General features: G+C 40.5%; 15 protein-coding genes. 6 read left to right on the plus strand and 9 right to left on the minus strand.

What is annotated here, in order from left to right:
* Window positions 1-310: 310 nt before the first annotated feature.
* From HRJ06_RS08030 to HRJ06_RS08040, 3 genes are all read left to right on the plus strand, one after another.
* Complete coding sequence (locus HRJ06_RS08030) at window positions 311-1,225, plus strand: hypothetical protein (RefSeq protein ID WP_174731559.1); 915 nt, start codon at window positions 311-313, stop codon at window positions 1,223-1,225.
* The gene (locus HRJ06_RS08035; RefSeq protein WP_174731562.1) at window positions 1,225-1,818 is read left to right on the plus strand and encodes a hypothetical protein; all 594 of its coding nucleotides are present in this window, start codon (window positions 1,225-1,227) and stop codon (window positions 1,816-1,818) included. Before HRJ06_RS08030 ends, HRJ06_RS08035 begins: the two co-directional genes overlap by 1 nt.
* A gap of 302 nt (window positions 1,819-2,120) precedes the next feature.
* Window positions 2,121-2,318, plus strand: a complete 198-nt coding sequence (locus HRJ06_RS08040; RefSeq protein ID WP_174731565.1) for a CsbD family protein — start codon at window positions 2,121-2,123, stop codon at window positions 2,316-2,318.
* Between the two features lie 57 nt (window positions 2,319-2,375).
* Here the strand turns inward: HRJ06_RS08040 and HRJ06_RS08045 are convergent, their stop codons facing one another.
* From HRJ06_RS08045 to HRJ06_RS08080, 8 genes are all read right to left on the minus strand, one after another.
* Window positions 2,376-3,347, minus strand: coding sequence for a nuclease-related domain-containing protein (locus tag HRJ06_RS08045; RefSeq protein WP_174731568.1), 972 nt, complete (start codon window positions 3,345-3,347; stop codon window positions 2,376-2,378).
* Between the two features lie 257 nt (window positions 3,348-3,604).
* A complete protein-coding gene (locus tag HRJ06_RS08050; RefSeq protein WP_174731579.1) occupies window positions 3,605-4,630 on the minus strand; it encodes an ion channel in 1,026 nt (341 codons plus the stop codon).
* 6 nt (window positions 4,631-4,636) lie between these two features.
* Window positions 4,637-5,866, minus strand: a complete 1,230-nt coding sequence (locus HRJ06_RS08055; RefSeq protein ID WP_174731583.1) for a glutathionylspermidine synthase family protein — start codon at window positions 5,864-5,866, stop codon at window positions 4,637-4,639.
* Window positions 5,866-6,324, minus strand: a complete 459-nt coding sequence (locus HRJ06_RS08060; RefSeq protein WP_174731586.1) for an RNA helicase — start codon at window positions 6,322-6,324, stop codon at window positions 5,866-5,868. The genes HRJ06_RS08055 and HRJ06_RS08060 overlap by 1 nt, the downstream gene beginning before the upstream one ends.
* Before the next feature lie 10 nt (window positions 6,325-6,334).
* Window positions 6,335-6,733 (minus strand): DUF350 domain-containing protein, encoded by a 399-nt coding sequence (locus tag HRJ06_RS08065; RefSeq protein ID WP_174731589.1) that lies wholly within the window; start codon window positions 6,731-6,733, stop codon window positions 6,335-6,337.
* 19 nt (window positions 6,734-6,752) lie between these two features.
* Entirely contained in the window at window positions 6,753-7,121 is a 369-nt protein-coding gene (locus HRJ06_RS08070) for an aminotransferase yhxA (protein WP_174731592.1), read from the minus strand.
* 70 nt (window positions 7,122-7,191) lie between these two features.
* Window positions 7,192-7,584 (minus strand): VOC family protein, encoded by a 393-nt coding sequence (locus HRJ06_RS08075; protein ID WP_197969899.1) that lies wholly within the window; start codon window positions 7,582-7,584, stop codon window positions 7,192-7,194.
* Window positions 7,585-7,854: 270 nt separating this feature from the next.
* Window positions 7,855-9,273 (minus strand): glycoside hydrolase family 18 protein, encoded by a 1,419-nt coding sequence (locus HRJ06_RS08080; RefSeq protein ID WP_174731598.1) that lies wholly within the window; start codon window positions 9,271-9,273, stop codon window positions 7,855-7,857.
* Between the two features lie 156 nt (window positions 9,274-9,429).
* Here HRJ06_RS08080 and HRJ06_RS08085 point away from each other — a divergent pair, with 156 nt between their 5' ends.
* Both HRJ06_RS08085 and lepB read left to right on the plus strand, forming a co-directional pair.
* Window positions 9,430-10,179 carry a hypothetical protein gene (locus HRJ06_RS08085; protein WP_197969885.1) on the plus strand — a complete coding sequence of 250 codons (750 nt, stop codon included), beginning with the start codon at window positions 9,430-9,432 and terminating at the stop codon, window positions 10,177-10,179.
* Window positions 10,180-10,834: 655 nt separating this feature from the next.
* Window positions 10,835-11,371, plus strand: a complete 537-nt coding sequence (lepB, locus tag HRJ06_RS08090; RefSeq protein WP_174731601.1) for a signal peptidase I — start codon at window positions 10,835-10,837, stop codon at window positions 11,369-11,371.
* Window positions 11,372-11,662: 291 nt separating this feature from the next.
* On the opposite strand, the gene hmpA is transcribed toward lepB, so the two are convergent.
* Window positions 11,663-12,877, minus strand: coding sequence for an NO-inducible flavohemoprotein (gene hmpA, locus HRJ06_RS08095; RefSeq protein ID WP_174731604.1), 1,215 nt, complete (start codon window positions 12,875-12,877; stop codon window positions 11,663-11,665).
* 500 nt (window positions 12,878-13,377) lie between these two features.
* Here hmpA and HRJ06_RS08100 point away from each other — a divergent pair, with 500 nt between their 5' ends.
* The gene (locus HRJ06_RS08100) at window positions 13,378-14,658 is read left to right on the plus strand and encodes an ATP-binding protein (protein ID WP_174731606.1); all 1,281 of its coding nucleotides are present in this window, start codon (window positions 13,378-13,380) and stop codon (window positions 14,656-14,658) included.
* Window positions 14,659-14,749 lie beyond the last annotated feature (91 nt).

Genomic DNA, 14,749 nt, shown 5'->3' on the forward strand with positions numbered 1-14,749 from the left:
GGTTTGGGATTGAGAAGTTCCTATAAGGTGAATGGGATGATTTTAAATATCTTAACTTGGACAGAGAAGTTAAGTTTGTATCTATTGAAGTCATGGTTTAAGGAGGTTGCCTTTAGCTAGGTGCAGTTTTTTAAAAGGTTTGCACCGCACTGATGAGCTTAAATCATTTGATCGGAACTTAAGAAGTGTGTGGGAATTCCAGAAAAGAAATGAGGAAGGTCAGGTCTAGGGCTTCCTAAAGTTTTAGACCTTTTATCATTGAAAATATGGTACTTTTATAGAAGGAGAATAATAGAAACAGGAGGACAGTATGAAAGAAAAATATTTATGGGCAGCGCTGATTGTCATTTTAATTAGCTGGGCTGGCAATTATACATATTTTCAATCAAAACAGCTCGATGAGCCGATCTTTTTAAAGCACTATTCCGATTCGTATTACATCAAAGATGGAGAAAGCATGCTTACGTTTTATTACCTTACCAATAAGCAAAACCCCGCAAATGTGCATTACTTGAGAATTGATGGACATGAATTCTATCCTAATAACCAAGGAATGTCTTTTCATTATGACCAGGAATTCCGCCATCACTACTTAAAATCCGTTATGATCCCATTTCCTGAACATTCCTTGCCTATTAGCGGTGATGGGACTTGGACTTTCGAATCAATGGAAGTTGGTTTTGATCAGTACCCTCCAAGAACCTATGATATTGGAAAGGTCGCATTCTATCCCCAACAGGAAGCTGAGCTGCCATTTGATTTCCGGATGAGCTCAGGAAGCTCAAGCCATCGAAGTGATACAGCATTTGTGGCTACCGAAAAAGTAACACTAGAAGCTATAAAAATTCCCTTTCCAGAAGCAGCTGATGACCTAGAAGTTAAGCTTAACTTAGATCAGGAAAAATTGAAGGAACTGGATGCCCTTCAAGACGGAAGAGATATCCCCGAATGGTACGATCAAAGTTTGCATGAGGACTGGAACAAGATCGATGGAGTGATAGCCAACGATGATTTCTTTCCTTATTCAATTGAAAAGGATGAATGGCTGAGAATGATGATTTACTTTAACCCAGAAAGGACGAGTGCCTTTGAGTTTAGTCTTAATCTACAAGGTACAACCGAAAATGGAGAGAGGTTTAACATTATGGCCCCTATTAACGACTTTCCTTCTTTAGAACAAAAGGATGTCGATGAACTAGTTGACCAGCAAGGGGGCGCATACTAATGATGAGAAACAGCTTCAGCAAACTGTTTTGGGGATTTATTTTAGTATTAATTGAGATTCATTTAATAGTCGTTGATATTTTGCCCGATCCGCTCGGCTACCTGCTGATTTTTTGGGGCGTACAGTCCGCGGCAACAGAAGATCCCGCCGGAAAAAAGGCAAAAACACTGGCACTTATCTTGATGTTCGTTTCGCTTCCAACCATCTTTATTCAGCAAAATCAAACCGCTAATGAGTTTGGACAGCTTGCACCGATTGATGGATGGGCCTTTTACATGCATGCAATTGGGCTATTAAAATTAGTTCTCGTTTTCTTTGTTTTTAAAATGATGATCAGTATCGTGAAAGAACGCGGGGAAAGCGACCTCGTTAGCCGTACCTCCACAACCCTATTGGTCTATATGATAGTGATGCTTTGCAATAGTTTTCTGCAAACCTTTACTATGAACATGGGAAGCAATATGCTGTTGGGCCTTATATTCATAATAGTCAGCTCCTCGATGATTATGGAAATCGTCTTCCTGGTTTTATTAAGGAGATTTATGAAAATTCAGGATGAACCAGATAATGAAAGCCATTCTATAGAAATATAGGAACAATAAACCCAAGCCTGGACTTGGGTTTATTTTATTTAAATTGTCCTATAGTATCTAGTATTTTTCTATAATAGGAAGCCTCATGGGCACAAACCAGTTCTTCCCAGCCTCATTGTGAATTTCCTTCGCAGGAATTTCCACTCCTTTCATTAATAGTTGATCTGCCGGACCAGATATAATAATTGTTCTCTTTTACCATTCCTACTATCAAAATTTGATGCTTTCAGGGAAAACTATCCAGTTTCTTCTCGCTTTTTACGGGTATTTATATACTATTAGACCTTAAGGAGGCTATATTCATGGCAAACGAAGAACAAACAAAAGGCAGCTTTGACCAAGTAAAAGGCGAAGCAAAGAAACAGTTTGGCAAGCTTACTGATAACGAATCAATGGAAGCAGAAGGCCGCATGGACAAAGGCGAAGGCAAACTTAAAGAGACTTATGGTAACGCTAAAGAAGACGTCTCAGATAAATTTAACGACAAGCATAGAGATTAATATAGTATGGAACGTCCGGTGTGAACTGATCCCCGGGCGTTTTTTAATTATAAAAATCTAGTAATCGATAAAAGGCGAATGATAAACTCTCCCCTTAGTTTTTCCGGAGACAGAGAAGTTCATATTTGAGAGAAAGTTGAAGATTGATTGGGGGAAATTTAGATTTAAGAAGTTTCGGATGTCCTCATTGATAGCTGTATCCTTGATTATTAAAAAATAGTCAAGAATAGCCTGTTTGTATGCCGCTTTTATATTTATTTTACATACTGGACAGTGCCATGATTGGCGCTTTCTTTTCATGGCCGTATGGCTGCAGTCAGGGCACAGGACACCTTTTATAATCTCCTCGGACTCGATGGAAAATGATTTTAAGATTTCATACTTTTCAGGTTCGTGGTTTTTTATTAGTAGTCTTTTCAGTCTTTTTATTTCTTTTTTATCAATAGGTTCTTCTTTATATATAGATTCAAACGCTTGAATCCTTTCATAAAGCTGCTCAGAATGGCAAATTCTTTTTTTTACTTCAGGATTATATGATGTCATCTTAAGAATAGCTGTTGGATTACAGTAAACAACAAGATGTTCCATCGGCTGCTTGGTTAATTGTTGGCCATCAAGCCATTGCTGATACTGGAGTTGCTGCCTCTTTACCTGAAGAATCGGATTGATCATCCTTTCCTCAGCACCTTTATAAACTCTTGTTACCTGATCAAATGTGTTATCAAACGTTATCGTGCCGGAGATGTTTTTAATTTCTAGTAGGAGAGTAAAGTTTGAGGATACGAGCAGGGTGTCAATTTGGAAGAAAAATTGGCTGCGTGCCATACGGAGTTGGTGAAAAACAAGATACTTTTTTTCATTGAGAAAGCTTAAATAATAATCAATTGATTCCTCCCCATAATATCCAGCATACCGCCGGGTCAATTCTTGTTCAATCAGCTGTCTTTTTCGATGATCAGTCGGAAGCCTCCTCAGCAATGCTTCCAAAATTAAAATTTTCAGTGGAATTTTACGTTTTTTCGCGATCAAAAACATCACTCCTTATCATTCTTGTATTAAAAATTCGATAGATCCTCTTAATTTCCTTCTCGTTCTCTTTCATAATGGGAGGTTATTGTTTATTCCTGGGAGTTTGGGAGGAATTCGAGGGAGTTTGCCCATAATTCAACGCCCATGGATGATTATTCCGGGGAGTTAGATCGTAATTCCTGATCATCAAATATTCTGAATAATAAAAACAGCCATACGCACAAAAAAAACCTGCACCCCAACTGGGATGCAGACTCTCACACTACTTTTTCATATGTTTCTTTATCGCAAATGACAAACATTTTTGTACCTTCCGGGATTTGTTCGTTATGCCTGCGGGCGATATCAAGCTGATTGCCGTCCGAGATTAAAATGGCTCCTTGCTCAAACAGTTCCATCGCGGCATCCTTATATGTGTTCCAGTGCGGTTTTTTGACAATTTCATATAGGTTTTCGCCCTCTGCTTTGCTTAGCAGCTGTTTGAACAGCCGGCTAGATCCTGGGTGGATCGCTGCCTGCGCCATCAATCTAGATACCGATTCATTTGATAAAATAAATTCGTCGACCTTTGCATATTCAAAAAGAGAAATATTTTTTTCTTTCATAATCTCTACTATTGTATATAAGCTTTTATCGTATTTTTTCGATATGTACTCAACTCTTGAAGCGATTAGAAGTGTTTTTCCATCCGCATATTCTGCATATTCGATTTTCTCATCTGTAAAAATGGACACTGAGTTTGATTCCAGTATATTGGCCATCATCAGGATGTCCTCTTCGGCCGGGTCACCGCTGATAAAATGAACGCGATCATCGTCAATCGGTGACTTGCCGGCATGGTCGATTACTACGATGTTAGCTTTTTTTCCGCTGGAGACGATCTCTTCAATTACATTACCGAGTTTTTCTTTTGAAGATCCGATTAATATATAATGCCCGTTGCCTGTATATTTCAATTTCCCTTCCTCCCTTAGTCTCCGGAAATGGCTGAAGCTTTCAAAGATTTTCCCAATGATAACCCCCATGGCGCCTATTCCAATTGTGTATAACAGAATCATCGTAAAAATCCGCCCTGCATCAGTCACTGGTGAATAATCACCATATCCAACCGTTACAACCGTTGTCATCGTCCACCATAGTGCATCAAGGAATCTTGGGAAGGTATCAGGCTCTAGTTTTTGGATAATCAAACTGCTTAACGCTAGTACCAGTAACGTCAAAACTATTACCTGCCAAAGTCTTACTTTAATGAGCTTCGAGAAAAATTGGTATAAAATCCACAATGTTCTTCACCCCTTTTTTATGCCGATGGGCAAATAATATGATAAGTTGTTCGTGATCGCGTCACCAACTCGAAAGCCTATGGCAGCATTTCTGCCGCTGATCAAAAAGCTTCCAACAAGTTGATGACCAGTTCTTTCACCCTTTTCAGTTTTAAAAGGAATCACAGGCAGCTCGATAAATTCTTGATAAATCGACATGTACTGTGTATAGGATTTTTCTTTATCCTCACTTTTCAACTGTCCGGCCTCATCGAAAATTTGAACAGTATCTCCTTCACGACCAAAGACTGGCTTCTTTACAAAAGCCAGATTATTTTTTAAAAAATGAGCAGGCTCCAAGTACGTAGGCAGGAAATGCTCCGCGATCCATTCATGCTCAATCTCGGTAAAAAATGAATTGCGTTCTTGATGCAACCCCCAAATTACCGCCATAACTGCTTTATTCTGCAGCAAAAAGGCAGATGGCGGATTAACCACGGCCAGTTTTCCATTTTCTACTAGTTCAAGAAGCCACTGACCGATTTGATTTCCGTCCTGATCTTCATCTGAAATTAAATTTTCGACCGGAAATGTCTGGCGATACAGAACATCAACCCTTCTACCCTCATTATCATATAACCCTGAACCCTGCTCAATCTGAAGCTGATCCAGCGGAATAAACCTTGACGGCAGACCGGCTATTTCCTGTAAATACAGCGCTGTATTCCGATCTTCTTCATTGTCTTTATGAGCTGTAAAAACAATATAGGGTTCCTGAGTGCCTACCTTTATGGCAGATTCGAATATACTATTTCGAACCGCCTTCGAGAGTTTTTCCGCCATTCCGCTATTTGGGTCTTCTGCATTAAACTCCTCACAAACAAACCCATTCACATGAAAAAGCTCTTTTATAAACGTTGGGGTATCGGAGTTTAGTTCGATAACCTTATATGTACCGCTGTTTTTAACAAGGTCAAGGCGTGAAATCACACTCTCTGCCTGAAGCACTTTTAGCCGAAGAAATGCCAAAGCCTCCTTCGGGTATCCCATTTCAAGTAAAGTCTCATCTGGAACACTGCGGAGCAGGCTGGCTATTTTAAAAAAGATGCGTCCGATTCGATCTGATGCCTGATGAATAACACCAGCTTCCTTCTTATCGATATAGGCGATATCAAAAAGCGCATACTCTTCCCCATATAAATCATGCCAGAAGTGATCCACTTTGCAATAAAACTGCTGCCTATCCTCAGAAAACATTATCCTCGTTCTCCAATATTTTTTACATAAATAACATACACAGCGCGGTCTTCATCAATTTCAGTTGAAGTGACCTCCATTTGGCCGAGCTCAGGAACATCGACAACATCTTTAATCAGGTAGCGAATGATATCAAAGTGAGTTTCAACGGGCCGGGATGTCAGTAACCGATAACGCTCACGCTCGCTGTATCTCCGAAATTCAAGGTGAAGGCCTTTACCGCGATAAAACTGTTCATCCACCGAGCTCTCGCTGTTCCCAACTTGCTTAAGCACCAAGATTTCCTCGTCCTCTGACATTTCGTTTGAGACGAGTTCATACTGGATCCCCTTCATTATGAAGTAGGTGCAAAGCTGGCGAGCGTATATCTCATCAGCTCCAACTTCAGGAATTTTATATTCATAAAAAGGCTCAAAATCGCCTTTGCCTGTATCAATGAAGTAGGTTAATTTATTCATACAATCACCCTTAATAGGTCAGACATTTCGCAACAATCCAGCCAACTGAAAGCGACAGGGTAAACAGCATCACGCCGACTGCCCTGTTATCTTCTTCAATTGCTTTATGGATACTGAAGCGAATTGTGACAACCTCTGCTAAAATAAAAAACACAATTTGGGAGACAATCCCAATAACCCCCCAAATGACCATATCGACAAGTGAGACAGAATACTCTGCAGCTGCGCCAAGTACGATTGCGAGTCCAAGCATTTTACCGCCAAGCGATAAAGCAGCAGTTACATTTTTTTTGCCAATAAGCTGAAATTCCTTGAGTTTTGTTGTGGTGATTTCAAACAGGAATACTCCTGCAATCAGTAAGCCTAGTGCACTAACTAAATAGGCCCCGAAATTCAAATATAAATTCATAGCCATCCCCCGTTTCTATTCAACCGCCTGTACTTTTGGAACCGCTGCCAAAGCCGGTGCTCCGTTTAATCGTTTTGTTATCACCTATTGCGCCGCCTTTAAAAGCTGCGCTGTTTTTATAAGATTGGTAATCTCGATTTTGTGCTAAAAGTCCGCTATTGCCAAAGAATCGGCCAAGGAAAAAGTAATGTCCGAAAAACCGGGAATTTTTCTCGTCGCACTTCCAGACACCTTCGTCATCATCCCACTCCCAGTCTTCGCAATCTTCATCCTCCGGTACAGGCAGGATATCTGCATCTTCTTCTGCTGATTGTGTTCCACAGGCTGCCAAGCTTAAAGCAAGAGCAGTTGAGGTTACACCCGCCATTATTTTTTTCGTTTTGCTCATCACATTTCACCCCATTCTAAATGACCTTTATTATGTACGATTTATGCTTCAAAAAGATTCATCCATTATGTTACTTTTGATAATTAAGGAGCCAGCCCACCCCATGTTTGTCCGTCACATTGGCATGAATTGCTCCCCAGAAGGTATTCTGAAGCTCAACCTCTGCCTGGCCTCCGCTTAGCAAGGCCTCGTACACGTGCCGGATTTCCGTTTCACTCTCACATTCTAGGGTGATTTTAACAAGATTCCCGTGTGTCATTGTTCCGAATAGATCAGAAAAGTGAATAACACTATCGCCTACAAGCAATTCAGCGTGGAGTACCTTGCCTTCATGGCCTTTAAACTGTTCAATATTATCTGCTAACTGGACTTTTTTGATTTCACCGCCCAAAGCATCTTTATAAAATTCCATTGCTTCACTGCAGTTTTCAATAAAAATATAAGGACTTACACTTTTCACCATCATCCCTCCTGCTTTTTATCATCCCAAAACTTCACAATCTAATCAAGTTTAGAGGAGATCAACTTCCAACTTCCTAAGCACACATTAATCGATTTGCGCAGTAGCAATCCAACTGAGATAAAGGGTATACGAAAAGAGCTGTGGTATACAATGTTGACCTTAACTCATAATGAGGGATAAGACACTAGATGCCGCATGATGTATATTTTTTTCAAATCGGAAATTCTGTATTTCTTAACGAAGAAAAAAATGCCTGGAAGACCCGGGCATTTACATCAGCTTTTTTATTGTAAAATTGTCTTCGAGCAGGACCCAGTTTTGCGGGTAGGCGAAACCCAGCACCCAGTAACTGACCCCGCGCAGATTGTAATCCTTGATTAAATCAAACTTTGCCTGGGCACTTCGAGCGTCTTCGAACCAGACTTCATGCTGCCGTCCCTGTTCATCTGTATAGTAGAAAAACGGCGAAGCCGCCACCGGGTCATATTGAATCGTTGCTCCATACTTTGTCGCCCGGGCGATTGCCTCCTGGGGACTGTATGTTTCGGCTTCTCTTCCCTGCACATGTGGAATAATCCAGTCTCTTGCATACAGCTGAAATCCCATTAGAATTTTATCGCGCGGAATTACAGTTACCGCGTAATCCAGTACCCTTTTTATTTCATTTAAAGGAGACACAGCCCGAGGTGGTCCTAGCCGGTAGCCCCACTCATAGGTCATTAAGACTATAAAATCGGCGATTCGGCCATGGGCAGGATAATCGTGTGCCTCATACAATAAGCCCTTCTGCTCTCCGCTGATCTTTGGTGCAAGGGAGGTTGAAACAAAGAAACCTGCCCGGTGCAGCGCATCAACTGATTCTTGTAAAAACTCGTTGTATAGTTCACGATCCTGCGGCAGTACATTTTCAAAATCGATGTTTAGACCCTGATATCCTTTGTTCCTTAGAACTGAAAGGATATTGGTGAGGAGCCGCGCCCTGTTTTCCGGACTAGCCAAGACAGCATGAGCAATATTTTCCCCCGCTTCTGTTGCGGTAAAATTGGTAATCGACATCATCGGCAAAGCATTTTCAGCAAGTCCTGTCTGGATAGCGTCCGTATCATCCTTCATATAATTCTGGAGAGAACCGTCTTCTTGAATCACATAAGCAAACGTCGCAATATAAGTTAAATGCTCGGCCACGTTACTAACGAGCTGGACGGCCGTTTCATCGGAGTGGTAAGTAAACGCATTTGTTTCAATAACAGGCTTCCTTCTAGGTATTGTTAATACGCGCCCTGGATACAAAACGTTAGGGTTTTGTATTTGGTTGGCCTCGACAAGAGCCGGGATCGTTACCCCGTACCGCTGTGAAATCTGCCATAGTGTTTCACCTGGCTGTATTGTATGGCTATTAGCAGGAATCTGTAAAACCATCCCTGGGTAAATCAAGGCCGGGTTTTCAATCTGGTTTAGCCTCGTTATTTCCTCAACCGAGGTTCCATAGCGCCTGGCAATCATCCACAGTGCCTCTCCGGCTTTTACGGTATGAGTCACATCTGATGTTGGAACGACAAGAGCCTGCCCGACAGCCAGCCGATTGGGATCAGGCAGTTCGTTTAGTTCACTGATTTGTGTCACACTTACGCCGTAACGGCTGGCAATTTGCCATAAAGCTTCTCCTCTTTCAACTACATGTATAATCATGGCTTCCTCCCCTATTATTCCTCTAAAACAGGGTATGAGAAAACTGGGCTTTTGGTGTTAAGGAAATTCTTTTTACTCAAAACCATCTTTAACGGTAAAATTGCATGCAGCTGGCCTTAAACGGGAAGGTATATAGTCAGGAGGTGCCAAATTAGAATGGGAATTATTATAGGAGCAAGGTTCGCAGAATTTAAAGAAAAAATTTCAAAGCTGACTCTGCCAATTCATGAAAATGAGCTTCTGTCTGAAAACTTCCTGCTTGAGGAATCAGCTGAACTGCCGTTAGATATTTATTATGCGCCTGTTGATTATTTCAATGACCACGCAAAAATCCTCATGGTCGGTATAACGCCAGGGCTCAATCAAATGAAAAAATCATATAGTGCGGTTCGAGAAAGGCTCGCCTTAGGGCTTAGCGACGAAGAGCTGCTGCATATGGCAAAAAAAGAATCAAGCTACGAAGGTACCATGCGGAAAAATCTTGTGACCATGCTCGACCAGCTTGGCCTTCCCGCTTATTTAAATATCAAAACATCCATGGAGCTTTTTAGCAGCGCTAATCATCTCGTTCATACCACAGGAGTTCTGCCTTACCCTGTTTTTTTCAATGGTAAAAATTTCAACGGTTCCCGGCCGGATATGCTGAAGAACGATCTGCTAAGACAATACATTCTGAAGCATTTTGCACCCTCCCTTCAAAGAATGGAAGAACCGCTAATCATTCCGCTTGGCATAAAAACTGCAGCTGTGCTCAATTACCTGCTTAAGAGGAATTATCTAAAGGCCACTACCATTCTTAGAGGATTTCCTCATCCTTCGGGAGGTAACGGCCACCGTCACAAGCAGTTTGCTGCCAATAAAGAGGATATGGCTGAACAAATTAAGTGTTATTTTTCTAATCATTAAAGAGTCATGGACTCTTTGGTTTGTCATCAATGATATAACTGAGTATTCTAACATATTAAAGCTATATTGTTATTTCATTACAGGTTTGTAACTTTTTTTAGTTTATAAGGTTTAGAGTTTTGTTAAGCGGGAATATAACTAGTAACAATAAATTGACAGGAGCGTGTACATAATGTTAACCACATTCATCACTTTAGGAGTTGCTTTCGCTGCTGCCGCTGGACTGAATTATGTAACTGTTGAACAAGATACTTCCATTGAAGATGATCATATGCGATAAGGCGCCCGTGAGGCGTCTTTTTTTTTAGCGGATTTCGTAAACTTTGTTGCCCTTTAACAAGCAGTCGTTGACTTCCGCTTCCGATGCTCTCTTTCCGAAGGACGGGGGTGATCCCACTGGACATTGAAGGGCTTCCTCAAATACACCCACGCACGAAGGAAGATGCGACAGCGTTTTCGATGAGTCTAGCATCTACCGTTCCAATCAACTTTTATTATCTCACATCATGCAAAAGCAACAGTCTTTTAGAAAAGAGCCTTTTTATTTCATTAAGGAAGAAATTTTTATTAGAAACCTCATTTAAAGCAACAAAGGAATTTCCATGTTCGGGTCGAAAATATAGGTAAGGGAAAAGATAGTTGGGGAGGAATAGGTGTGGCTAAAGGCACGAAAGGTGAAATCTATTCATGGGCCAAATCAATCGGTTTTGCTTTAATTATAGCGTTTATTTGCCGGCAGTTCTTCTTTACACCTGTTGCCGTGCAAGGCGAATCGATGATGCCTACCTTTGAAGATAATAATAGAGTCGTAGTCTTTAAAATAAGTGAAATAGAGCATTTGGACATGATTGTTTTTCATTCCCCCGATTCCGAAGATAACTACATTAAAAGAGTCATTGGCCTTCCAGGAGATACAATCGAAATGAAAAATGACCAGCTGTTTATTAATAAGGTTTTGGTGGATGAATATTATCTAACTGAAAATATAAAAGACGCAAAAATAAAGGGATTGGCAAGGCTTACAGAGGACTTCGGACCACTAAAACTACCTAAAAATCAATATTTTGTTATGGGAGATAACAGATTGCGAAGTAAAGACAGCAGAATTTTCGGATTCATTTCCAGAAGCTCAATCATCGGTGAGGTCAAATTCCGTTTTTACCCATTGGAGGAAATGGGACCTCCCGAATAAAGATAAGTCTAAAAGATAAATAATAAACAAATGGAACAGACCAAATCGTAAATGATTTGGTCTGTAAAAGTTCTGCTCCGGCTGTTCGAATCCCACTCTATTCGGACTCGAACCTACCATCTTCTATCTTGGCTGTCCGAATCAACCTCCTATTCGGACTCAAACCTGCCATTTTCTGCTCCTGCAGTCCGAATCGCCTTCCACTAAGACTCTACAAACGACTTAAAAGCCGACAACCACAAACAATTTCTATTTTTCCACTTAACAGAACTAACTCATTATCAATTCTTTTTAACCTTCCAACTCTCCCTTTGGACCAAAAAACTCATAATGAATGCGTTCATCTGCAACTCCTAAATTTTTAAGAGATCGGTTTATTGCCTTCATAAAGGGTACAGGGCCGCAGAAAAAGAATTCCGCCTGAGCTATATCAGTGTTTTGTTCCAGCCACTCTTCTGTCACATAACCCTCCACATCAAAGGCGTTTGCCAACCGATCTTCTTCTGTAGGAGAATCATAGAAAACAAATGACTTAAATTTTGTTTGTTCTGATAGTGCTTTTACCTCATTCTTAAGCGCATGTACTTTCCCATTAGCCGCTGCATGAATAAAGGTAACTGCCCGTTCAGGCTGGAGGGCTGCTGCTGTTTTTAGCATACTCACCATTGGAGTCAGTCCAACGCCGCCGCTAAGCAGAACAACTGGTGACTGTTTGCGCGTATCCAGTATAAAGTCGCCTGCAGGCGCACTTATATTAATGGTATCTCCTTCAGCCATTTCTTGGTGAAGGAAATTAGATACCTTCCCATCCGGAGTTTCCAATCCATCCTCACGCTTTACACTAATTCGATAATAATCTTTGTGCGAAACATCAGATAAGCTGTATTGACGGATATGGGTAAATTCCTCTCCTGCAATTTCAAGTTTCACGCTGATATATTGGCCGGGTTCGAAGCTAGCAATAGGGCCATTATCTTTCGGTCTTAGATAAAAGGACGTTATAACCTCGCTTTCGATAACCTTCTTAGAAACAATAAAGCTGCGGAAGCCATCCCAGCCGCCTGTTTGTTTTTCTGCTTGATCGTACATTTCCGCCTCTAAACTTATAAAAGCATCGGCTATTACATTGTACGCTTCTCCCCACGCTTCTATAATATCGTCTGTCGCCGCATCCTTTAGAACATCCTTAATTGCAAAAAGCAAATACTTTCCTACAATTGGATAGTGCTCAGGTTTAATTCCAAGGCTTCGATGTTTGTGGGCAATTTGCGTAACAACCGGCATAATCGCTTCTAAACTATCAATGTACTTTGCTGCTGCATATACTGTACCAGCCAAAGCTCGCTGCTGTTTGCCCTGCTTCTGGTTAGCATGGTTAAAAATGTTTAATAATTCTGGGTGATTCTGAAACATCGTTTCATAGAACCGAGTCGTAATTGCTTCTCCATGTTCTTCCAAGACGGGTACCGTTGACTTAATAATTTCTACTGTCTTCTTGTTTAACATTTTAAATACAACTCCCTTGTCTTGTTTCAACCTTCTGCTTATATGTTTTCAACATTCTCATGGTGATTATAAGGGAGCTAAACAAAAAGAGTTGTGATCTATATCACACTAAAAGTTTTTTAAGAGTATAGTCCTAGAATACAAAAGTTGATCCAAAGCAGTTTATAAGTTAATTTACCTAAAATCCTAGAAAACTGATGTTTTAAAGACTGCATACTGATCAGGACCAAACTTTTTCCATCCAGCCGAAACGCTGATAACATTTTCAACAATTGTTAATAATCTAATCATCACTTTTTTATCAAAAATAGGGTGATAATGAAAGTTCTGGCCAAGCACTAGCCGAGAACTTTTTTACTTTGCACAACTTCTATCGTTTTAAGATACTCCTTTATTAAAAAAACCCTTTAACTGGATTAATTTTCTGCTTTTTTAAAAGTCAGCCATTGAAGTAAAATGTAGCTAATAGGTTTTCATCAAATGAAAAGGACGAATAAATTATGACCAGCAACAATTATGTGATGTCTTTTAAAGAAGTCGATTCTAGTAAACTCCCTAATTTTTATGAATATGGATTCGTTATCCATAAAATCAAAGACAAATTGCAGCAAAATTTCGGATTTGACTTCCAGCAGTATTCGGATGATGAAACCTCAAATGAGATTTGGGAAATTCTTGAGGAGGATCTTGAAAACGGTAACGATAAAGTCCAGCTCGTCTCCCATATCTTCGATGTTATTGAGATTGAGACAATTTCCTCCAACCATACCGACAAGGTGATGGAGCTGATTTCCAAGCAAAGGATCCCGAATTCCATATACTTTTACCCTGATTTCCAAGTTGCTTTAGCGCGGTCTCCCATCTTTCAAAGTCATATGGATACAACTCATGATTTGATTTTTGCTAAAAACAAACAGAGCCTGGAACTATTCCTCCGCTATGTGCTACAGCGAAAGCGCGAATACATACGAAATTACGTGACGGTTTTTACCGATACAGAAGATGGAGCCGAGACTGGGAAAGAGAGGATTACGAGCTTAGTCACCCGGGAAGAAGTGTTTTTGGAAGCACACCTGAAAAAGGAGATTTACCGGTCGATTGATGAGTTTTTCTCGGAAAGCAGGGAGTTTTATAAAAAATATAACATCCCTTATAAAAGAGGGATTCTCCTTTATGGGAAACCTGGCAACGGAAAAACCACGCTAGTTAAATCCATTGCCAACAGCATTTCTGCACCGGTTGCTTACTGGCAGATTACCGAATTCACATCCAGTTATTCAATTAATGAGGTATTTTCGTCTGTTGCCAAAATGGCACCGATGGTCCTTGTTATTGAGGATATCGATTCGATGCCAGAGCATGTTCGTTCCGTTTTTTTGAACGTGCTTGATGGTGCAACATCGAAAGAAGGCATTTTCCTAATCGGGACGACAAATTATCCTGAAAAAATTGACCCCGCTCTCATAAATCGAGCCGGCCGATTTGATCGGGCCTATGAATTAAAACTGCCGGCCCAAGACTTGAGATCAAGCTATCTTTCTAAAAAAAATATCCTCCAGTTTATAGATACAGCTGATCTCGACAGAATTATCGAGGCATCTGACGGCTTTTCGTTTGCTCAGCTGAATGAATTATATACCTCAATTGCCCTACAATATCATTATGAACAAGCAGTTGACATTGATCTCATTTGCAGCGAGCTCCAGACTGCGAATCGGAAATCAAAGAAACAGACTTGGGACTCTGAACTTGAATCTCATCGAGTTGGTTTTGGAATATAACATCGGTAAATGAAAGAGTTTCCTCTAGCAAAGAGAGGAAGCTCTTTTAAATTCACTAAACCTCGGAGAAACCTAATTCTATTAGAATAGA

Origin of the sequence: Mesobacillus harenae, assembly GCF_013343715.1 — a bacterium.
Taxonomy (GTDB): domain Bacteria; phylum Bacillota; class Bacilli; order Bacillales; family Cytobacillaceae; genus Mesobacillus_A; species Mesobacillus_A harenae.